18 protein-coding genes are annotated in these 20,407 nt (G+C 69.9%); 14 read left to right on the top strand and 4 right to left on the bottom strand.

Translation table 11 applies throughout. From position 1 onward, the window contains the following. Positions 1 to 3 precede the first annotated feature (3 nt). Complete coding sequence (locus tag ABD352_RS28545; RefSeq protein ID WP_344615591.1) at positions 4 to 2,571, top strand: ATP-binding protein; 2,568 nt, start codon at positions 4 to 6, stop codon at positions 2,569 to 2,571. A gap of 23 nt (positions 2,572 to 2,594) precedes the next feature. On the opposite strand, the gene ABD352_RS28540 is transcribed toward ABD352_RS28545, so the two are convergent. Next, the gene (locus tag ABD352_RS28540; RefSeq protein ID WP_344615590.1) at positions 2,595 to 5,357 is read right to left on the bottom strand and encodes an AAA family ATPase; all 2,763 of its coding nucleotides are present in this window, start codon (positions 5,355 to 5,357) and stop codon (positions 2,595 to 2,597) included. Between the two features lie 318 nt (positions 5,358 to 5,675). Here ABD352_RS28540 and ABD352_RS28535 point away from each other — a divergent pair, with 318 nt between their 5' ends. Beyond that, complete coding sequence (locus ABD352_RS28535) at positions 5,676 to 8,426, top strand: ATP-binding protein (RefSeq protein ID WP_344615589.1); 2,751 nt, start codon at positions 5,676 to 5,678, stop codon at positions 8,424 to 8,426. 1 nt (position 8,427) lies between these two features. Here ABD352_RS28535 and ABD352_RS28530 read toward each other — a convergent pair whose 3' ends face one another. After that, positions 8,428 to 9,057 carry a PP2C family protein-serine/threonine phosphatase gene (locus ABD352_RS28530; protein ID WP_344615588.1) on the bottom strand — a complete coding sequence of 210 codons (630 nt, stop codon included), beginning with the start codon at positions 9,055 to 9,057 and terminating at the stop codon, positions 8,428 to 8,430. 357 nt (positions 9,058 to 9,414) lie between these two features. Between ABD352_RS28530 and ABD352_RS28525 the strand changes: the two genes are divergently transcribed. Next, positions 9,415 to 10,182: an oxidoreductase gene (locus ABD352_RS28525; RefSeq protein ID WP_344615587.1), complete on the top strand. Its 768-nt coding sequence runs from the start codon at positions 9,415 to 9,417 to the stop codon at positions 10,180 to 10,182. A 78-nt stretch (positions 10,183 to 10,260) separates the two neighbouring features. Here ABD352_RS28525 and ABD352_RS28520 read toward each other — a convergent pair whose 3' ends face one another. After that, a complete protein-coding gene (locus ABD352_RS28520) occupies positions 10,261 to 10,704 on the bottom strand; it encodes a YidB family protein (protein ID WP_344615586.1) in 444 nt (147 codons plus the stop codon). A gap of 164 nt (positions 10,705 to 10,868) precedes the next feature. Here ABD352_RS28520 and ABD352_RS28515 point away from each other — a divergent pair, with 164 nt between their 5' ends. The 11 genes from ABD352_RS28515 to ABD352_RS28465 all read left to right on the top strand — a co-directional run bounded on the left by ABD352_RS28515 (position 10,869) and on the right by ABD352_RS28465 (position 19,989). Further along, positions 10,869 to 11,816, top strand: coding sequence for an alpha/beta fold hydrolase (locus ABD352_RS28515; protein WP_344615585.1), 948 nt, complete (start codon positions 10,869 to 10,871; stop codon positions 11,814 to 11,816). Between the two features lie 180 nt (positions 11,817 to 11,996). After that, entirely contained in the window at positions 11,997 to 12,797 is an 801-nt protein-coding gene (locus ABD352_RS28510) for an alpha/beta hydrolase (protein ID WP_344615584.1), read from the top strand. A 1-nt stretch (position 12,798) separates the two neighbouring features. Beyond that, a complete protein-coding gene (locus tag ABD352_RS28505; RefSeq protein WP_344615583.1) occupies positions 12,799 to 14,199 on the top strand; it encodes an amino acid permease in 1,401 nt (466 codons plus the stop codon). Then, on the top strand, positions 14,196 to 15,452 hold the full coding sequence (locus ABD352_RS28500) for an arginine deiminase (protein ID WP_344615582.1): 1,257 nt from the start codon (positions 14,196 to 14,198) through the stop codon (positions 15,450 to 15,452). The genes ABD352_RS28505 and ABD352_RS28500 overlap by 4 nt, the downstream gene beginning before the upstream one ends. Positions 15,453 to 15,486: 34 nt before the next feature. Continuing rightward, positions 15,487 to 16,488, top strand: a complete 1,002-nt coding sequence (argF, locus tag ABD352_RS28495; protein WP_344615581.1) for an ornithine carbamoyltransferase — start codon at positions 15,487 to 15,489, stop codon at positions 16,486 to 16,488. A gap of 3 nt (positions 16,489 to 16,491) precedes the next feature. Then, positions 16,492 to 17,496 carry a carbamate kinase gene (locus tag ABD352_RS28490; RefSeq protein ID WP_344615580.1) on the top strand — a complete coding sequence of 335 codons (1,005 nt, stop codon included), beginning with the start codon at positions 16,492 to 16,494 and terminating at the stop codon, positions 17,494 to 17,496. Then, entirely contained in the window at positions 17,493 to 18,491 is a 999-nt protein-coding gene (locus ABD352_RS28485; protein WP_425553673.1) for an NADP-dependent oxidoreductase, read from the top strand. The genes ABD352_RS28490 and ABD352_RS28485 overlap by 4 nt, the downstream gene beginning before the upstream one ends. A gap of 12 nt (positions 18,492 to 18,503) precedes the next feature. Then, complete coding sequence (locus tag ABD352_RS28480) at positions 18,504 to 18,722, top strand: DUF308 domain-containing protein (protein WP_344615732.1); 219 nt, start codon at positions 18,504 to 18,506, stop codon at positions 18,720 to 18,722. Further along, positions 18,723 to 18,908, top strand: coding sequence for a hypothetical protein (locus ABD352_RS28475; protein WP_344615578.1), 186 nt, complete (start codon positions 18,723 to 18,725; stop codon positions 18,906 to 18,908). A 63-nt stretch (positions 18,909 to 18,971) separates the two neighbouring features. After that, on the top strand, positions 18,972 to 19,430 hold the full coding sequence (locus tag ABD352_RS28470) for an ester cyclase (RefSeq protein WP_344615577.1): 459 nt from the start codon (positions 18,972 to 18,974) through the stop codon (positions 19,428 to 19,430). A 181-nt stretch (positions 19,431 to 19,611) separates the two neighbouring features. After that, positions 19,612 to 19,989, top strand: coding sequence for a site-specific integrase (locus tag ABD352_RS28465; RefSeq protein WP_344615576.1), 378 nt, complete (start codon positions 19,612 to 19,614; stop codon positions 19,987 to 19,989). Between the two features lie 188 nt (positions 19,990 to 20,177). Here the strand turns inward: ABD352_RS28465 and ABD352_RS57740 are convergent, their stop codons facing one another. Then, positions 20,178 to 20,384 carry a hypothetical protein gene (locus tag ABD352_RS57740; RefSeq protein ID WP_425553682.1) on the bottom strand — a complete coding sequence of 69 codons (207 nt, stop codon included), beginning with the start codon at positions 20,382 to 20,384 and terminating at the stop codon, positions 20,178 to 20,180. Positions 20,385 to 20,407: the final 23 nt, after the last annotated feature.

Genomic DNA, 20,407 nt, shown 5'->3' with positions numbered 1-20,407 from the left:
CCCGTGGCCATCGACATCGCGTCCCCAATGGACATCCTCGGCCGGCAGCGGGAGCTTGTGCAGATCGCACAGGTCATCGACGCCGCCGCGAGCGGATCCACCAAGCTGCTGCTGCTGGGCGAGCCGGGCATCGGTAAGTCCACCCTGCTCCGCGCCGCCGTGAACTATGCGAAGGCGGCCGGACACCAGGTGCTCGGCGTCGCCGGCGTCCAGGCTGAAGCTGAGCTGCCGTTCGCGGCGCTGCACCAACTGCTGCGTCCCGTACTCCGGGCGATGCCCGAGCTGCCGGTGGCGCAGCAGGACGCGCTGCGCTGCGCGTTCGGGCTCAGCGACGGCCGGGCACCCGAGCCGTTCCTCATCGCGCTCGCCGGCCTGAATCTGCTGACCGCCGCTGCCGAGAAGCGACCCGTCGTGGTCGCACTGGACGACGTGCATTGGCTCGACGGCGCCACCCATGAGGCGCTCGCGCTGATCGCGCGGCGGCTGGACCGCCAGCGGGTGGCGCTGATCGCGGCGGCCCGCCAGGGGTACCCCGGTCCGCTGCCAGAGGCCGGGCTGCCAACGCTGACCGTCGCCGGTCTGCGCGACGGCCCCGCCGCGCAGCTGCTCGATGAGCATGCGAACGGTCTGGACGATCGGGCGCGTGCGCAGATTCTGCGACAGGCGCTGGGCAACCCGCTGGCGCTGGTGGAGCTGCCTGCTCTGTGGGGGACGCGGGGCCGTGTGGCGGCGGAGGGGAGCCTGAGCGGGTCGGAGGTGTCGTTGACCTCCCGGCTCGAGCGAGCCTTCGCCGGCCGGGTCGCCGAGCTGACCCAGGCGGCTCGGGATCTGCTGCTGGTAATGGCGCTCGCGCACCGCGGTGACGTCGAGGAACTGCGCGCCGCGGCTTCGCTACTGGCGGGTTCGCCGGTAGGCGGTGCGCCCTTCACCGAGGTCACTGCGGCGCGGCTGATCGAGCCCGATCCGGCGAGCGACGGGGCGCTGCGCTTTCACCACCCGCTGGTGCGCTCCGGGGTGCTGTGTTACGAGAGCGTGGCCCGCCGCCAGGCCGCGCACGGCGCGCTGGCCAACGCGCTGTCGGGCGACGGCTACCGGCGCGCCTGGCACCGGGCGATGTCGATTGCCGGACGTGACGACGAGGTCGCCGATGAACTGGTCGCCAATGTCGATGTGTCGCTGGCTCGCGGCGCGGTGAGCCGGGCCGTGGTGGAGTTGGAACGCGCGGCGCACCTGACCACCGATCCGCGGCGCCGGAGCCACCGACTGCTGCTGGCCGCCCAGCACGCGTTCAGCCTGGGCCAGACGCAGACCGTGTCCCGGCTGGTCGACGAAGCATCCCGTCATCCACTGCAAGAGCTGGACTGGGCGCGGGCGGAGTGGCTGCGGGAGATCTTCCACGACGGGCTGCCCGGTGACGCGATCCGGGTCAAGGAGCTGTGCGCGGTGGCCCGGAAGGCGCACGACGCCGGGGACGCCGATCTGGCGCTGAACCTCCTCCTCGGTGCCGCGATGCGCTGCTGGTGGGCGGACACCGGGCCAGAGGCGCGGGCACGGGTCGCGGCCGTCCTGAAGCAGCTGCCTGAGGTTGAGACCGAGCCGAGGTGGATAGCTGCCCTCGCCGTGGCCGAGCCGGTGCTGGAGGCGGCCACGGTCACGCAGATCCTGTCGCGACCGGGCTGGACATCGGAGAGCGACGGTGACCGGCTACGCCTGCTGGGGATGGCCGCGCATGCGATCGGCGACACCGAGCGGGCCGCCGACCTGCTCGGTCGCGCGCAGGCTGTACTGCGGGACACCGGCCGGCTCGGGCTGCTGCTGCATGTGCTCGGCATGTACAACCACGTGTTGGTGGAGCTGGGGGAGTTGGCCCAGGCGGACGTCGTGGTACAGGAGGCGAACCGGCTCGCAGAGGAGACGCAGCAGCCGGTGTGGACCGCCGGGACGCTGTCCACCGGAGGGCGGCTGGCCGCGTTTCAGGGCGACCCAAGCCGCGCGTTGCGCATGGCTGAGCAGGCCACCCGACTGGCCGGCCGGCTCAATGACCAGCTCTGCGTGGCGGTGCTGGCCAGTGGAGCGGCGCATCTGGCCGCCGGTCGGTTCGTCGAGGCCTTCGAGGAGCTTTCCCGGGTCTTCGATCCGAACGATCCGGCCTACCACTGGCGGGAGTCGTTCGCCGGCCTCGGCACCATGGCCGAGTCCGCCGTGGCGGCTGGCCGGGCCGCGGAGGCCCGGCGGATCGTCGCGGGCCTTGAGGACGTGGCCCGCGTCACGCCCTCCCCGCTGCTGCACATCCACCTCGGCTACGCCCGAGCGGTGCTCGCCGACGAACACGACGCGGAGGCGCTGTACCGTGCGGCGTTGACCATGCGGCTGCACCGGTGGCCGTTCGTCAGGGCACGGCTGGAGCTTGCCTACGGCGAGTGGCTGCTGAGCCACGGCCGGATGGGCGAGGCGCGCAGCGTGCTGACGACAGCACAGTCCACACTGGACGAATGCGGCGCCCGGCCATGGGCGCGGTGGGCGCGGGAGTCGCTGGCAGTTGCCGGCGCGGCGCGACCGGATGCCGTCTGACGCGCAGGCCGAGTCCGGTTGGTTTACGGTGGCGACAGGTTGAGGTTCAACGCGCTCAACTGGGCGCGAGAGGTGATTCCGAGCTTCGGGTAGATGCGGTACAGGTGGCTGCCGATGGTGCGGTGGGACAGCCCGAGCCGGTGCCCCACCTCACGGTTGGACAACCCGTGGGCGACCATCCGGGCGATCTGCTGTTCCTGCGGCGTTAGCGAACCCCAGGCCGTGGCGTCCGTGGCAGGGCCCGGCACGCCCGCGGCCCGCAGCTCCTGCCCTGCGCGGTCGGCCCACTGCCGGATCCCGAGACCGTCGAAGCCGTCGTGTGCCAGCAGTAGCAGCGCGCGAGACTGCCGGATGCGTTGCCGCCGGCGCAGGCTCGCGCCGAGCGCCAGTTGTAACAGGCTCCGCTCGAACGGCCATGCCCCGACGTCGAGGTCGAGTGCCTGCCGGATGGGCTCCTCGCCCATGTCATCGTCGGCCAGCAGCGCCCCGGCGTAGAGCACGTTCATCCGTACGGCGGGGCCCGCCGGCGTCGATGGCAGCCGCTGCATCAGCCGCTGCGTCAGCTCCCGGGTCTGCGCGAGGCGACCGCATTGAAGCGCGGCGTACGCCAGGCTCGCCAGCGACCACAGCGCCTGCACTGGGTGGTATGCGGCATCGGCTTCGGTGTGCATTCGGACGAGCTGCTCCCAGGTGCGAGTGAAGTCTCCCTCGCCGGCCGCGGCGGCGGCCCGGGCGAGTGCCGAGCCCACCACTGCCATCGTCATCCGCTGGGGCAGCGCGACCCGTTCAACCTGAGCCGCCAGGTCCCGCGCCACGGTCGGCTCGCCGCGCAACGCCGCAGCCATGGCAACAGCGGCCTGGCCAGCCGCGCTCCAGTCGGCCAGCCCGGTCTGGTCGGCCAGGCGCCGCCCCTCTTCGGCGAGCGGCAGCGCCGTGGGCCATTGGCCGCTCCGAAGTTGTGCCCAGGCCCCCACCACCAGCGCGCGGGGCAGCACCTGGATCCGGCCCTCGGCGCGCAGCCGGACCGTGCTCTCGGCGCACAGCCGGTCGGCGAGCTCGAAGTCGCCGATGGCAAAGGCGACTTGGCCGAGATCTTGCAGCGCCACCGAGTCGACGTCGGCGGTCGCCGCGGCGTGGCGCAGGAGTCCATGGACGGTACCGGCGTTTCCCACCGGATCGGTGTAGCCGAGGACGGTGGCTCGTTGTAGCTCGTTGAGCGCGTCGAGCTCGGTGACCGCGGCGGTGACGGCGTTGTTGGCCGTGGCACTGCCCGGTAGGTTCCAGCATCGGTAGGCCGCTGAGCGAAGGAGCACGTCGGCGAGCCACCGATCGCCGCGCTCATGTGCCTGCCTGGCCAGGTTGGACAAGGTCATCACCCGTGACTGCCCGATGTGCCCGCCGGCGTCGGCGGCAGCATCGAACTCGTCGAGAAGCAGCCGGCTGGCTTCGTCGTCGCCGAGCCGGGACAGCTGGGCGCGCAGGTGCTCGGCGACATCGCGTCGTCCCAGTTCATACGCCAACGCGGCCGCCCGCAGCAGGAACCGGCGCCGGTCCGGTACTGACGGGGTGAGATCCGCGGCCCTACGCAGAGCGTTCAAGGCCGGTAGGACGGCGTTGCGCCCTACCGATCGCTCCGCGACCGATTCGAGCTCCCTGGCCAGAGGAGGGTCGTAACCGCTTGCTGCCTGCGAGCGATGCAGGATGCCACGGTCGGTGGTGGCTCCGACGGCTTTCCCCAGCGCGAGGTGGCCGGCCGCCCTGCGACTGGCCGGAAGGAGGTCGTAGATCACTGAGCGCATCAGCGGGTGGCGGAAGCGCACCACGTTGCCGGACAGATCCACCAGCCCCGCGCCGGCGGCGGACTCGAGACCGGCCAGACCGTCCGCGGCGCCGTCGCCGGCCGTCATCGCCGACAAGAGCTCGGACAGCGACTCCGAGTCGTGCAACGCCAGCAAGTCCAGGGCGGCGCGCGCCAGGGTCGGCAGGGGCTCCAGCCGTGCCGCGAGCCGATTGCGCAGCCGGCCGGTAAGCGGAAGCCAGTCGGTCTCGCCGATCGGCGGCGTGGCCATCGCCAGAGCCTTCGAGAGTTCCACCAGCGCAAGCGGATTGCCCTGGGCTACCTGGACGACTCGCTCCTGGGCAACGGGGTCGAGCCCCGGCGCCGTCATCGCCACCAGGGCGCGGGACTCGGCGTCGGCAAGGGCTGACAACTCCAGCACGCGGGTGGCCGCGTCGATGACCGGATTCGTCGTCCGCTCCTCGGTGGTCGCGAGCATGACGATCGGAGTGCCGTGCAATCCGCGCCCGATGACGCCGAGTACCGAGATGGTGTCGGGGTCCAGCCACTGGACGTCTTCGGCGACGACCAGCAGCGGCCGGTCCGCCGATGCCGCGGCCAGCAACTCCATGGCGGCGGCGGCGACCATGTCGAGCTGCGGTGAGTGACCGGCGATCAGCCCGAAGGCCACACCGAGCGACCGCAGGCTTGACGGTCCGTCCGCGTCGACGGCGGGAAGCGACGGCCTCATCAACTGATGCAGTCCGGCCATCGCCAGCGCGGTCTCGGTGGGGCTGCCAGCCACGCGCAGCACCTGGCGCGAGGCTCCGACCTGCCGTACCGCCTCGTCGATCAACGCGGATTTCCCGATCCCGGCAGACCCCCTGATGAGCATGGTCAGGCCGCGGTCGGGCGGCACCAGTGCGGCGGCGATGGATGCCTGCTCCGCCTCCCTGCCGATCAGCCGCCCCCGGCCGCTGGCCGGAGAGACACTGCCTTCCAAGTTCATGATTGTCTCGTGATCAATTCGGTCAACACGTCCCAGAGTGGTGACATCCGGGCGTGTGGCTACCAGTTCCGACGGTAATGATCTTCAGCCGTGGCGGGCAAATGCGATACCGCAAAAATGCTGCATTGCGCTCGGCGCGGGTGACTCCACCTCGGCCGCGTGGGGACGTCCCGTCATGCGGTTGCCGGAACTGTCGTCCGCCCGCCTGATAGCATCGCCGGGCCCGCGTCAGGGCGAAGAGAAGCAGGTCATCCGGTATGGGATGCGGACGTACGCCATGACAAATCACATATGCGACATCGATCAAGGTGGGGAAGGTTGACCGAAGGGAGCGCCAAACTCTTCGGCCGCGAATCGGAAATGTCGCGATTGGCGGATCACCTCGCCCGACTTGACACCGGCGGCGGTTGCCTCGTCCTGAGCGGCGACGCGGGCATCGGGAAGTCGTCCCTGTTGGCAGCCGTGGCGGCCGATGCCACCGGCCGCGGCTTTCGGGTGCTGCGGGCCAACGGCGTCCAGTCGGAGGCGAGGCTTCCCTTCGCGGCCCTCCACCAGATCCTCCATCCACTGGCCGCGCACACCGCGGCACTGCCGGAGATCCAGCAGACGGCGATCGCCGCGGCCTTCGGCCAGGTGGACGCGGCCGCCCCGGCACCGTATCTGGTGGCGCTCGCGGCGCTCGGCCTGCTGTGCGGCGGGGCCGCTGACACGCCACTTGTCGTCTTGGTCGATGACGCGCACTGGCTCGACGCCGCGTCGGCAGGCGCCTTGGCGTTCGTGGCACGCCGGCTGCAAGCCGATCCGGTGCTGCTGCTGGCCGCGGTGCGCGGCGACTACGATTCGGGACTGCTGGACGCCCAACTGCCGGTCATACCGCTGACCGGCATCGACGCAGGCGCCGCCGAGCAGCTGCTGCGCACCCGGCACCCCGGTCTGAGCGAGCAGGCCCGCGCCGAGGTGCTGCGCACCGCGCAGGGCAACCCGCTGGCGCTCGTCGAGCTGCCATCGACCATCGACAAAGCCACGGCGGCACCCCACATCCTGCCGCTCACCGATCGCCTCGAGCGCAGCTTCGCGGCCAGGCTGCGCGAGCTGAGCCGGGCTACTCAGAAGATGCTCACCCTGTGCGCCGCGGACGACGGCAGCAGCCTCCGTGAGGTGCTCACCGCCTCCGCCCGGATGTTGTCGGATCCGGCAGCCACCGCCGAAAACCTGACACCGGCGATCGACGCGGGGCTGATCGACCTGGCCGACGACCGCGTCACCTTCCGGCACCCGCTGGCCCGATCAGCGATCTACCAGGCCGCCAGCAGGCAGGACCGGCTGGCCGCCCACTCGGCGCTCGCGCAGATCCTGGTCGATGATCCCGAGCGCCGCGCGTGGCATCTGGCCGCAGGATCCGTCGGCCAGGACGAATCCGTTGCCGCCGCGATGGAACAGGCGGCAGTGGCGGCCGCGCGGCGCGGCTCCCACGCGGTAAGCGCAACCGCCTGGCAACGCGCGGCCGCGTTGTCTCCCGATCCGCGAAAGCGGTCGACCAGGTACCTGCACGCCGCGGAACTCGTCGTCGAACTGGGCCAGCCCGACCGGGCCGCACAACTGATCGACAACTGTGCATCAGACTTGCCCACGCTGGGTGAACGGGCACGGGCAGTGTTGGTCCGTGATGCGGTGGACCCGGGAATGCCTGGCGATCCGACCCGCGTGCGAATGCTCGTCGACCTCGCCGAGTCTGTGCGGCGGACCGGCGACACTGAACTGGTGATCCGCCTGCTGCTTGCCGCGGCCGGACACACGTGGTCCGCCGATCCCGGCCAGGAGGCGCGGGAGCGCCTGATCGCCGAGGTCCAGCGGCTACCTGTGCCCACCGACGACCCGCTGCGACTGACGATCCTCGGGTTCACCGACCCGGCCGGGCAGGCGGCGGCCATCCGTGAACGCGTGGCCCGCATCCGCCGCGAGGACCTGGACGCCGGCGCGTCCGCGCTGGTGACCTCGGTGTTCCTGGTCAGCGCCGACCCGGCCCTGGCCGCCCTGCAGGCAAACGTTATCGACAACCTCCGCGCCGCCGGCCGGTTCCGCGCCCTGCCGCACGCACTGTCGGGGTACGCGTGGCAGGCGATCGCTCTCGCCGACTGGAAGACCGCCCTGCCCGCGGCCGATGAATGCCACCGGGTCGCGGTGGAGACCGGTCAGCCACTGTGGTCGGCGGCGAGCATGCTGGCGCAGGCGATGATCGCCGCGATGCGCAGTGACAGCGAAACGGCCGAACGCCTCGCGGCACAGGCCGAGGCGATCGTTCTGCCCCTGCGAATGAATCCCGTGCTGTGCGGCCTGCAGTTCGTTCGCGGCATCAGCTCGATCAGTACCGGCCGCTACGACGCGGCATTCAGCCACCTCGCCCGTACCGCCAACCCCGCTGATCCGGCCTTCCACACGGTGCAGAGCACCTGGGTTCTCGGGGACCTCGCCGAGGCCGCCGCTGCCACCGGCAGGATCGACGAGGCCCGGGAGCTGATCTCGCAACTCGCGACCCCGCCGGGTACCGCGGCCTCGCCCTGGACCGAGGCGGCCGCACTGTACGCGCGACCGTTCCTCGCGCAGGGCGATGCGGCGGACCTGGCATTCCAGGAAGTCCTCGCCTCCGAACTGTCCCGGTGGCCGTCCTACCGCGCGCGACTGTTGCTCCAGTACGGCATGTGGCTGCGCCGCAGGAGGCGTATCGCCGACGCCCGCCGTCCACTGCGTGCCGCACGCGACGCCTGCACCGCGCTCGGACTCACGTCCTGGGCCGCCACCGCGCGACGCGAGCTACGCGCTGCCGGGGAGGAGAGCCAGAACGGTCGGGACGCGCTCTGGACCCTGCTGTCCGCGCAGGAACTCCAGATCGCCCAGCTGGCCGCCGCGGGGCACAGCAACCGGGAGATCGCGCAGCGGCTGTACCTGTCGGAGCGGACCGTCGCCTCCCACCTTTATCGGCTCTATCCCAAGCTGGGAATCACATCGCGCACCAAACTGCACTCAGTGCTCGGCTCGACACCCATCATCGAACCGCTCGGCTCACCCTGAGCTAGGCGAGCCGCTGTGCAACGAGCACGCACGCATCGTCGCCAGCGCTTCGGTAGTCGAGCCGGTCGAGGAGGTCGTCGGAACACGCGAGCGCCCGCTGAATACGGCCGGCCAGACGACTGATTCCTTCGTCGATCGAGCCGCGGCCCACCATGCCGTCGGTATATCCGACAATCCGCTCACCTGGTCGCAGCCAGACGCTGCTGTGACGGAAGTCAGCCGCCTCGGTCAGCCCGAGAAGCGGCCCGTCCGGGTTCGGCAGCGCGAGGACGCGGGCTCCGCTGACCAGCAGCAACGGTAGGTGCCCGGCCCGAGCCCAGCGCAGTTCACCGCTGGCCGGGCGGTACCGCGCCACGACCGCGCTCGCGAACAGGCCCCTGCCCGACCCGCACAGCAGCGCGTTGAGCCGGCCGAGCACCACCGCTGGTGGAACGTCTTCGGCGACATAGGCGGCCATGGCGAAGCGCAGCTGCACCATCATGGCGGCGGCGGACAATCCATGACCAGTGACATCACCGACGGCCAGCACGACGTCCCCGTCGGCCTGGGCCGCCACGAGATACCAGTCGCCGCCAAAGGGTGCCCCCGGGTCGGCGCTCTCGCACCGCGCCGAGATCCGCAGCCCGCTCACCTCGCAGCGGACTGTCCGGGGCGGCTGGATCAACCGTTGCAGCGTGTCCGTGAACGCACGCTGCCTGGCCAGTGCCCGTCGATGTGACGACGGCAGAGCCCGCTTACTTCTCTGCGGGGCGTCGATCGGAAGCCGGAGGGCGGCGAGGCGGTGCGACGACCGCCGATACTGTGCTGACATCGGTAAACCCCAGAGCCGATCGTGTGGAATGCCGGCAAGCGTATGGCCGCCAGGACACCGCGCCTTGCGTCGACCGACTGCCGCCGCGACTCACGGAATCGCGGCGCGCGATATCGCGGCATCTGGCGCAGTCGAACGACTCAAGCCGTGACGGCCCATGCCCGTTGCACTGGAGCAATGGAACTGGAGTTGCAGGATCGAGTTGCCGTGGTCACCGGGGCGAGCCGAGGCATCGGGCTGGCAGTGGCCCAAACACTGCTGCGCGCCGGCGCGCGCGTGTACGCGGGAGCCCGCCGCAGCGCGCCCGAACTCGCCGCGGACGGCCTGACCATGGTGCAGGTCGATCTCGCCCGCCCGGAGGGCCCGGCGGAGCTGATCGCCGCCGCTGGCAACCGTATTGACGTGCTGGTCAACAACGTCGGCGCCGCACCGGCCCGCACCAACGGGTTTCTGTCGGTGACCGACAACGACTGGCTGGAGACGCTGAACCTCAACCTCCTCACCGCGGTCCGCGCCACCCGGGCCGCTCTGCCCGCGATGCTTGCCGCCGGTCGAGGATCGATCGTCAACGTGTGCTCGGTCAACGCGGTGCTCTCCGACCCGGCGGTCATCGACTACAGCGCCGCCAAGGCCGCTCTGGCCAGTTTCTCCAAGGCACTGTCCAAAGAGGTCGGTGCACGCGGGATTCGAGTGAACACGGTGAGTCCCGGACCAGTGGCGACCGCTCTGTGGCTGGGCGAGGGCGGGGTGGCGGAAACCGTCGCCGGCGCGACCGGGACCGACGCCGCCACGGTGGCGCAGAAGGCGGCACACGAGATGCTCACAGGACGATTCAGCCGACCGGACGAGGTCGCCGAGCTGGTCGTCCTGCTCGCGAGCGATCGTACCGCCAACGTGACCGGCAGTGACTTCCGTATCGACGGCGGCCTCGTCCCCGTCTGGTGAGCGTGACTGGCCGAGACGTCTTCATATAGCGGTGGACCGGTCCCCGCGGAACCGGTCCACCCGTAACCCCGGCCTCGGTCAATACAAGCGCGGGCCGAACGGCCCCGATGTCTGATCGCCCGCGGCAGCTGCCGCGTCGAGCTCACGCCGCAGCTCGCTCGTGCGTACGAGATTCCCGCCGGGCGTCAACGCATCGACCAGATCAGGCAGTAACGCCGAGAGCTGCCAGGTGACATCCACCGCGCTGCTCTGCGCGTATCTGGCCAGGTCCTTGATGACCTCGTCGCCGAACGCGGCGCGCACCTGGTCGACGGTGATCGGACTGTTCTCGACGCTGTCGGACAACCAGCTGCGACGTTGGTCGGCATCGCTGGCCTCCAGCAGGCGCGACAACATCGCCCGCAGCCGGGCGGGACCGGGTTCGCCGGCGAAGGACGCATGTCCGGTGTGAGCCAACCCGAAGACGACGACCCGGACCTCCGGGTCCACCAACAGCAAACCGACCTTATTGATATCCGCCATGTTCCGCCTCCACTTCCATCGCCGAGGACGCTAGGAGCGCTGCCCAGGCATCGTCTTGCGTCACGCGACTGAGAGACATGCGGTGACCGAGACTCCGGACGTCCGTCTTCGGCAAACGGGTACAGGCGCAGCAACGTCCGCAGTCGGTTGACTCAAGTCGTCGGGTGGCGGCCGATCCTAACGTCACTACAGCGCAACAAGCGCAGTTCCTCCCCACCGTTGCGCGTCAGCTTCCTCAGAGGAAGGGAACTCTCATGTCCACCAGAAATCGGCTCAGGGCGAGGTGGAGGCGCGTCACGTTGACTGCCGCCGCGGGTACCGCCGCTCTCGCTCTGATGTCGCTGGGTGCCACCACGGCCTCCGCCTCTGCCAACGCCCACAGGGCCCCGGTGCGGCCGACGATCGTGTTGGTCCACGGCGCGTTCGCAGACTCCAGCGGCTGGAACGCAGACATCGCCGCCCTGCAGCGTCTCGGATATCCGGTTGTCGCTGCCCCGAATCCGGTGCGCGGCTTGACCAGCGACGCCGACTACGTGCGCTCGATCCTGCAGACCATCAGCGGCCCGATCGTGCTGGTCGGGCACTCCTACGGTGGCGCCGTCATCACCAATGCCGCCCGCGGCGTGCCCAACGTCAAGGCCCTGGTGTATGTCGGTGCGTTCATCCCGGATGAAGGCGAGAGCATCGCGGACGTGCCCGACCCGACCACATACCCGTCGAAGCTGGGACCGGACACCACGCTGGTGCGCCCGTTCCCCGATCCGTCCGTGCCCGGTGGGACCAACTACGACATCAGCATCAAGCCCGAGGACTTCCGCGCGGTGTTCGCCGGGGACGTCAACGCTTCCACCGCAGCGCAGATGGCGGTGACCCAGCGGCCGCTGTCGCTGACGGCGCAGACCGAGAAGTCGGGCGCTCCGGCGTGGAAGACGGTGCCCACCTGGGACCTGATCACGCTGGACGACAACGCCATCGCACCGGCCGGGCAGAAGTTCATGGCGCGGCGTGCGAACGCACACATCGAGACGGTGCACTCCTCGCACGCCGTGATGGTGTCGCATCCCGATGCCGTCGTGCGGATCGTGCTGGACGCCGCCAACGACGCAGGCTGAGGCCCGAACCAGGGGGATCGCGGGGGACCGGACCTCGCAGACGAGTGCCCGGTCCCCCGCGGCGAAGCACCACCGGCACTGACCACCTCACCGCGAGCCGAAGTCAGCTCACCGAAGCGACGACCGCGGCCCGCGCCGGAACACCGCAGGCTATCCGACTCTCACAGACAGGTCGCCATCATGACCGACACCCGCACCCCCGTCGTCTTCATTCACGGGCTCTGGCTCCATCCCTCCTCGTGGGCGGGCTGGATCGACCTCTTCGGCAAGGCCGGCTACCGGCCGACCGCACCCGGCTGGCCGGGCGTGCTCGAGACCGTCGAGCGGGCCCGGGCCACTCCGGATTCCATCGCCGGCAAGGGCATCGAGGAGGTGACCGACCACTACGCCGACATCATCGGCCAGATGCCGCAACCGCCGGTCATCGTCGGGCACTCGTTCGGCGGAATGATCGCCGAGAAGCTGCTCGGCGAGAACCTCGGCGCCGCCGCGATCGCCATCGACGCCGCGCAAATCAAGGGCGTGCTTCCGCTACCTCTGTCGTCGCTGCACTCGACGCTGCCGGTGTTCAAGAACCCGGCCAATGTGCACCGGGCGGTCTCGCTGACCGCTGAGGAGTTTCGGTACAGCTTCGGCAATGCGGTCAGCCCCGAGGAATCCGACGAACTCTACCGCCGGTGGGCCATCCCGGCGCCGGGCAGACCGCTGTTCCAGGCGGCCGCGGCGAATTTCTCCCTGCATTCGCCTGCCAAGGTGGCGACTGACAACGAGAACCGCGGACCGCTGCTGCTGGTGATGGGCGGCCAGGACCACACGGTGCCGGAGGCCATCACCAAGTCGACCCTCAAGCAGTACCGGCACTCCAGCGCGGTCACCGACCTCATCGAGTTCCCCGACCGCGGCCACTCGCTGACCATCGACAGCGGCTGGCGATCGGTGGCCGAATCCTGCCTCGGCTGGCTTGAGCAGCAGGGGTTGTGAGATGACCACGACATCGCGACAGCGCCCGGCTGCCACGGAGGTCGACCCGACCGGTGCGCCGCCCTCACGCGGCTTCGGCCTTCCCGCGGCGTCGGCGCTCGTGGTCGGGTCGGTCATCGGCACCGGCGTGTTCGCGCTGCCCTCCGCCCTCGCCGCCTACGGTCCCATTTCGCTGATCGCGTTCGGACTCGTCACGGTCGGCGCGCTCGCGCTGGCGTTGACATTCGGGGCGCTGGGCCGTCGAGTACCCGGGTCCGGCGGACCGTACCTCTACGCCCGCGACGCGTTCGGTGACTTCGCCGGTTTCGTCAACGCGTGGAGTTACTGGATCACCGCATGGGCTGGCAACGCGGCCATCGTGGTGGCCTGGGTCGGCTACGTCGAGGTGTTCTGGAACACCTCGCACGCCAAGAGCTGGTCGATCATCATCGCGATGGTCGGGCTGTGGCTGCCGGCCGCGGTGAACCTGGCCGGGTTGCGCAGCATCGCCGCGGTACAGGTACTGACGACGATCCTGAAGTTCGTCCCGCTTCTGTTCATGGCAACGGTCGGGCTGGTTTTCGTCAAATCGGCGAACTTCGGCGCGTTCAACGCCAGCGGCGGCTCCGCGATCGGCGCGATCAGCGCGGCCGGAGCGATCGCATTGTTCGCCTACATCGGTATCGAGACGGCGTCGGTGGCCGCCGGCCGAGTGCGCGATCCGCAGCGCAACGTCGGGAGGGCAACCGTACTGGGCACCCTCGCCTGTGCCGTGGTCTACCTGCTGGGCACGGTCACCGTGTTCGGCACCGTCCCGCACGACACATTGACCGCCTCCAGCGCCCCGTTCACCGACTCCGCCAACGCCATTTTCGGCGGCCGGTGGGCCGGCGACACCATCGCGGTCGCGGCGATCGTCTCCGGCCTCGGCGCACTGGTGGGCTGGAGCCTGATCGTGGGCGAAATTTCCCAGGCGGCGGCGCGCGACCGGTTGTTCCCCAACCGTTTCCAGCACGAGAGCCGCCGGGGCGTACCCGCTTTCGGCATTGTGAGTGGCACCGTGCTGGCTTCGGTCCTGACCATCGTCAGCTACAGCAGCTTCGCCAAGGTGTTCACCACCGTAGTTCTGCTGTCCGTGCTCACCGCGGTGGTTCCATACCTGTTCTCCGCGGCGGCACAGCTCTACTGGCTGGTGGTCGAGGGCCGGCGGCTGCGGGCCGGGCACCTGGTCCGGGACGTGGCGGTCAGCGCGCTCGCGCTGGCGTTCAGTTTCTGGTCCCTGGCCGGAAGCGGCTACCAGGCCGTGTACTACGGGCTGTTCTGCATCCTCCTCGGGATACCCGTCTATGTCTGGCTCAAGACGACGCGGCACGAATTCGGTGAGACCCCGGTGGGCCCGCTGGCAACGGAGGTAGGGCAGTGAGCACCATCAGTGCCACCGGCAGTGCCCTCGCGCTCGGGGTGGACTCGGAGATCGGCGCACTGCGCGAGGTCATCGTGCACCGGCCCGGCCTGGAACTGGACCGGCTCACCCCGGGCAACGTCGCCGATCTGCTGTTCGACGACGTGCTGTGGGCCAGCCGTGCGCGCGCCGAGCACGACGAGTTCGTCGAAGCGCTGCACGAGTACGACGTCACGGTACACCTGTTCGGTGACCTGCTGGCCGAGGCACTGTCCACTCCGGGCGGACGGGCTTTCGCGCTGAATCACGTATGCACCGCCGATCGGCTCGGCGAGACCCTGGCCCGGGAGGTCCGCGCCCTGCTGGACGACACCGGGCCGGCCGACCTGTCGCGGTACCTGATCGGTGGATTGACCAAGTCGGACCTGTCGCCGCTGACCCGCCCCAGCCTGGCCTGGCAGGCCCTGGACGTCGAGGACTTCGTCCTGCCGCCGCTGCCGAACACCCTGTTCCAGCGGGACAACGCGGCGTGGATCGGCGACGGGGTCAGCGTCAACCCGATGGCCAAACCGGCCCGTCGCCGGGAATCCATCAACACGCTCACCGTGTACCGGTTCCATCCCCGGTTCGCGAACCTCGGCTTCCGCGTCTATCTCGGGGACAGCGGCGACATCGTCCACGAGCGATCCACTGTGGAGGGCGGCGACGTGCATGTCCTCGCGCCGGGCGTGGTGATGGTCGGGATGGGCGAGCGCAGTACCCCGATGGGCATCGAGGCGCTGGCGCGGCGACTGTTCGCCAGTGGCGCGGCCCGCCTCGTACTCGTCATCGAACTGCCCAAGGCACGTTCGGCGATGCACCTGGACACGGTGCTGACCATGGTCGACGTCGACACCTTCGTCGCCTACCCGTACCTGGACTGGCAGCGGATCCGGTGCTGGCAGCTGACCCCCGGCGACCACCCCGACGAGTTGGACGTGCAGCCCGGCGAAGGCGTGGCACCGGCACTGGCCGCGGCAATGGGCATCGACGGGGTACGGATGCTGATCGCCGACGAGGACAGCGGCACCGCGGCCCGCGAGCAGTGGAACGACGCCGACAACTTCCTGGCGATCGCCCCCGGCGTGGTCATGGGCTACGACCGCAACGAGGCCACCAACACCATGCTGCGCCGAGCCGGAATCGACGTAATCGCCCTGGCCGGCAGCGAACTCGGGCGAGGCAGGGGAGGAGCGCGCTGCATGAGCTGCCCGCTGCGCCGCCACCCGCTGTGACGTCCGATCCGGAATTGCCCAAGGAGTCCTCACCATGACCCTCCCCCGCCACCCGGGCTCGCTGCTGCGTGACCTGGACCTTGACAAGGAGCAGTTCCTCACCCTCGTCGACGACGCCCGCAGGCTACGCGACGAGCGACGTCGAAGCACGGAGTCGATGCGACTGCGCGGGCTGAACATCGCGCTGGTCTTCGAAAAGAACTCGACCAGAACCCGCTGCGCGTTCGAGGTGGCCGCCCACGACCAGGGCGCTAGCGTCACCTACCTCGGCCCGGAAGGCTCGCACATCGGCCGCGAGGAGTCCATCCCGGACACCGCGCGGGTATTGGGACGAATGTTCGACGGCATCGCCTTCCGCGGGTACACCCAGAACACCGTCGAACAGCTGGCCCAACACGCCGGCGTGCCGGTATGGAACGGACTGACCGACGAATGGCACCCGACCCAGTCCCTGGCCGACATCCTCACCATGACCGACCACCACCCGGGCGACGTGACCGACATCGCGTTTTGCTTCGCCGGTGACGGCAGCGACAATGTGGCCCGCTCACTGCTGGTCACCGCGGCACTGCTGGGTATGGACGTGCGCATCGCCGCACCGGCCGACCGGCAGCCTCCCGCGGACGTGGTCGCCGCGGCACAGAAGGTGGCCCGGCGCAGCGGCGCCAAGATCCTGGTCACCGACGACCTCAACGCCGCGGTACGCGACGCGGACTTCGTCTACACCGACGTGTGGGTCAGCATGGGCGAGTCCGACGATCTGTGGGCCACGCGAATCCCGATGATGCTGCCGTACCGGGTCACCGAGGAGGTACTGGCCGCCACCGGTAAGCCGGGCACCAAATTCATGCATTGCCTGCCCGCGGTACACAACCGGGACACCGCGTTGGGTGCCCGGCTGTACCGGCAGTTCGGCATCGACGGCGCCGAGGCTACCGAGGAGGTCTTCGAGTCCAAGCGGTCGATCGTGTTCGACCAGGCGGAGAACCGGCTGCACACTGTCAAGGCCGTGCTCCTGCGCGCGCTGGCGGGCTGATCCGTGCTCATCGTGATCGCATTGGGCGGCAACGCCCTGCTCGAACGAGGACAGCGACCCGACGCGGCGATCCAGCGACGGCACGTCCGTCGCGCCGCGCGGGCGCTGGCCCCGCTGGCCGCCGAGCACCGGCTGGTCATCTGCCACGGCAATGGGCCGCAGGTCGGGGTGCTGGCGCTGGAAAGCCAGTCTGACGCCAGTCTCAGCCGGCCGTACCCGCTGGATGTGCTCACCGCACAGACCCAGGGCATGATCGGGTACTGGCTGGTCCAGGAGCTGACCGCGGCCGGCGTCGACCGGCCGGTGGCAGCCCTGGTCACCCAGACCGTGGTGGACGACCGCGACCCCGCGTTCCATACCCCCACCAAGTTCATCGGCCCGGACTACTCGCGCGAGGAGGCCGCTGCGCTGGCCGCCCGGTACCGGTGGAGCGTCGCGGCCGACGGTCCGCGGTGGCGGCGCGTGGTGCCGTCACCGGAACCCGGCCGCGTCGTGGAGCTGGACACGGTACGCACGCTCATCGACCGCGACACGATCGTCGTGTGCGGCGGCGGGGGCGGCGCACCGGTGGCGGCCGACGCCTCCGGTCGACTGTCCGGGGTGGACGCCGTCGTGGACAAGGACCTCACCGCCGCGTACCTGGCCCTGGCCCTGGGCGCCCATCGGCTGCTGGTCCTGACCGACGTGCCAGGGGTCATCCGCGGGTACGGTACCCCGCAGGCGGAACCGATCCGGGCCATCGACGTCGACGAACTGACGCGACTGCGGTTTCCGGCAGGCTCCATGGGCCCGAAGGTGGAGGCCTGCCAGCGCTTCGCCCGGGCGTCCGGGCACCCCGCGGCAATCGGCGCGCTCGCCGACGCCGCCGACGTCCTCGCCGGCCGCGCCGGTACGACCATCACGCGTGCGCCACGACGACCGGGCGGCCGGCCCGCGCACAGCTCACCCGCGAGCACCGGCCCGAACCAAGCAGCACACCTTCTGGAGGATCCACTGTGGACACGATGATGGCAATCAGAGGACACGTGCGAGGCGGCCCGGAGCGCTTGGTCTTCGAGAGCGCTCCCCGACCCAGACCGTCGGCCGGCGAGGTCCTCGTGGCCGTACACGCGGCCGCGATCACCTTCGCCGAACTCGACTGGGATCTGTCCTGGACCACCCGCGACGGCACCGCCCGTACTCCGATGATCCCGGCCCACGAGGTGTCCGGTACCGTTGCCGCGCTCGGCAGCGACGTGAGCGACCTGGCGACCGGCGACGAAGTATACGCACTCGTCGACTTCGACCGCGACGGCGCGGCCGCCGAGTTCGTGACAGTGCCGGCGGCCGCGGTCGCCGCCAAGCCGCGGTCCGTCACACACACCGAGGCCGCCGCCCTCCCGCTCGCCGCGCTCACCGCTTGGCAAGCCCTGGTCGACCACGCCGGGCTCGGGCCCGACGAAACGGTCCTGATCCACGGCGCGGCCGGAGGAGTGGGCGTCTACGCCGTCCAGCTGGCCGCGAGCCTCGGCGCCCGGGTCATCGCCACGGACCTCCCGGAGCACGCGCACATGGTGCGTAAGCTGGGTGCCGACGACTTCATCGACGTCACCACCCAGAGCTTCGACGAGCTGCTATCCGACATCGACGTGGTGCTGGACACGCAGGGCGGCACAACCCACGACCGCTCGTACCGCGTGCTGCGCCCCGGCGGGCGCCTGATCACGCTGGTCGCCCCGCCGTCCCGACAGCTTGCCGATGACCATCAGGTCCACGCGATGTTCTTCATCGTGCGACCCGACCGTGCCGAGCTGCAACGGATCGCCGCGATGGTCGACGCCGGCGAGCTGATGCCGGTGATCGCCCGCACCTTCCCGCTCGCCGACGGGCGGTCCGCCTACGAGAGCGGGCGGCTGCCGCGCCGGCCAGGCAAGACAGTCCTGGTCGTACGCGGTGACGGCGACGCTGGTGCGCACCCCTTCGGCGAGAACTCCCGCCTGCGCCCACTTGCGTCCGGTCAGTGACCACGACTCGGCATAATCGCGGTCGCCTGGCCGGGTGTGACCCTCGTCGCGGTCGCCATCCTGTTCGCGCTCTACGCGTTCATCGCCGCGGGCGCCAACCTCAGCCGCGCCCTCGTTGGTCGTGGCGGCGGACACGCCGTGTACCGGACCGGGCTCGCCGTGCTGGACGCCGCGGCCGGCGTGGTGGCCCTGGCGTGGCCGGGCATCACGGTCCTCACTCTGGTCGTCTGAGTGGCCGCGTGGGCCGCGGTGACCGGCGTCGCCGAGCTGTTGATCGCGTTCCATGAAGGTGAAACGGCCGGCCAGCGCGCCTTTCTCAGCCTCAGCAGGCTGATCTCGGTCGCCCTTGGCGCCGTGCTGTTCATCCGGCCCGGCATCGGCGCGTACCTGCCTCGCCTGCGTCACGCGGCCCACTGATGCCGCCTCGAGCCCGAGACCGCCACCGGCACCGGCACCGGCACCGATGAAAGGTTGTGCGTCGTGACCGATCAGGCGAATTCGACCACGAACGCCTCCCTCGCCCGGCGGTGGTTCACCGAAGGCTGGACCACCGCCCCGACAATGGCCGACGACCTGTTCAGCCCACAGTTCCGCACCAACGGCCTCGTCGTGGGTGTCGACGGGCCCCGTACGACCGTGCTGCGCAGGCTCGCCGGCTTCCCCGACTTGACGACGGAGATCGAAGACCTGATCGCGGTCGACGACACCGTGGTCGTGCGGGTGGTCTGGAAGGGCACGCACTCCGGGACCTATGGTGGTCTCCCACCGAGCGGCAGCCGGGTCGAGGTACGCGTCATGTCGATCTGGCGCTTCGAGCACGGCAAGGTGGTCGACAACTGGACCATCCAGGACCAGTTCTCACTACTGCAACAGGTCGGTTACCTGTCGCAGGAGTTGACCACCGCACAGGGCCACACATCGCCGGTCGGGCCGCGCTGATCGAGGAGCGATGCAATGACGACGACGCGACCCATGCCGTGCGGGGCCGCCGCTCCGGACCGAACCGCGCCCGCAGGCGCCGACTTTCTATCGGTACACCAGGCGGCGGCCCTGGCGCCGGGCAGGTGCTCGCCGCACTCGGTAGATCTCTAGCTAGGACTGCTCGTATCTCGACAAGGTCTTGGGCATCTGGCTGGGACTGAGGGGGCGCGCCCTCAGAGGGGATCGGCAAGTTCCTCTTCAGGCAGGGCTGAGCGAGAAGGACTGGGCGCCCCGCGAGCTACGGCACGGCAGCGTCTCGATCGCCTCGGCGCTCGGGCTGACGTTGGAGCAGGTTGCCGATCTTGTCGGAAACGCCGGGACGGTCGTAATGGAGAAGGTCTACCGCCACCAACTGCGCTCGGTCCTGACACACAGCGCGGAGGCGGTGGACGGGCTCTTCGTGGCGCTAGCTGGGTGGGGGGCAATAGTTAGACCCCCTGAACGGATCAAGGACCGTTTCCGGTCATCGAAAACGGCCCTTGAGCTGCGGTGGGCGATACTGGGATCGAACCAGTGACCTCTTCGGTGTGAACGCCATGATGTCCGCGCTGGAAGTGCCGAAACCTGCTGCTAGGTAAGGGTTTTTCGGCCGTGGGCGTTCGCCGACGTACGTGGCTGTTCGCTTCGGTGCCCCCGGTTAGCCCCTCGGGGAAGGGCTGTAACAGGCCATCACGTGGGCGGTACGGACTTTCTTGTCGGGTGTCTTTAGGAAAGGTCAGCGGATAGGCGCATGACGGCGACCTGGTTACCGTAGCCTACGGCGAGGTGGCCGTCTGGTAGCTGAGATAGCGCATACACCCTCCTTGGTGTCTCAGTGTGGCCCACCTGCTCACTCGTCGTGGGGTCCCACAACCGCACCGTGCGGTCGAAGCTGCCGGAGGCCAGCAGCGTCCGCCCGTCCGGCAGCGGCACCGCCACCAACGCCTGGACCGAGC

This window comes from Dactylosporangium salmoneum, from assembly GCF_039532525.1.
In the GTDB taxonomy this organism is placed as follows: Bacteria; Actinomycetota; Actinomycetes; order Mycobacteriales; family Micromonosporaceae; genus Dactylosporangium; species Dactylosporangium salmoneum.
The sequence above is the reverse complement of the archived record's forward strand: the minus strand, read 5'-3'. Positions and strand labels throughout refer to the sequence as shown.

What these genes read in the sequence shown, in the direction of transcription:
- ABD352_RS28510 (WP_344615584.1), top strand. Translation starts at nt 11,997, where the DNA reads ATGACCGACACCCGCACCCCCGTCGTCTTCATTCACGGGCTCTGGCTC.
- ABD352_RS28485 (WP_425553673.1), top strand. Translation starts at nt 17,493, where the DNA reads ATGATGGCAATCAGAGGACACGTGCGAGGCGGCCCGGAGCGCTTGGTC.
- ABD352_RS28525 (WP_344615587.1), top strand. Translation starts at nt 9,415, where the DNA reads ATGGAACTGGAGTTGCAGGATCGAGTTGCCGTGGTCACCGGGGCGAGC.
- ABD352_RS28505 (WP_344615583.1), top strand. Translation starts at nt 12,799, where the DNA reads ATGACCACGACATCGCGACAGCGCCCGGCTGCCACGGAGGTCGACCCG.
- argF (WP_344615581.1), top strand. Translation starts at nt 15,487, where the DNA reads ATGACCCTCCCCCGCCACCCGGGCTCGCTGCTGCGTGACCTGGACCTT.
- ABD352_RS28540 (WP_344615590.1), bottom strand. Translation starts at nt 5,357, where the DNA reads ATGAACTTGGAAGGCAGTGTCTCTCCGGCCAGCGGCCGGGGGCGGCTG.
- ABD352_RS28520 (WP_344615586.1), bottom strand. Translation starts at nt 10,704, where the DNA reads ATGGCGGATATCAATAAGGTCGGTTTGCTGTTGGTGGACCCGGAGGTC.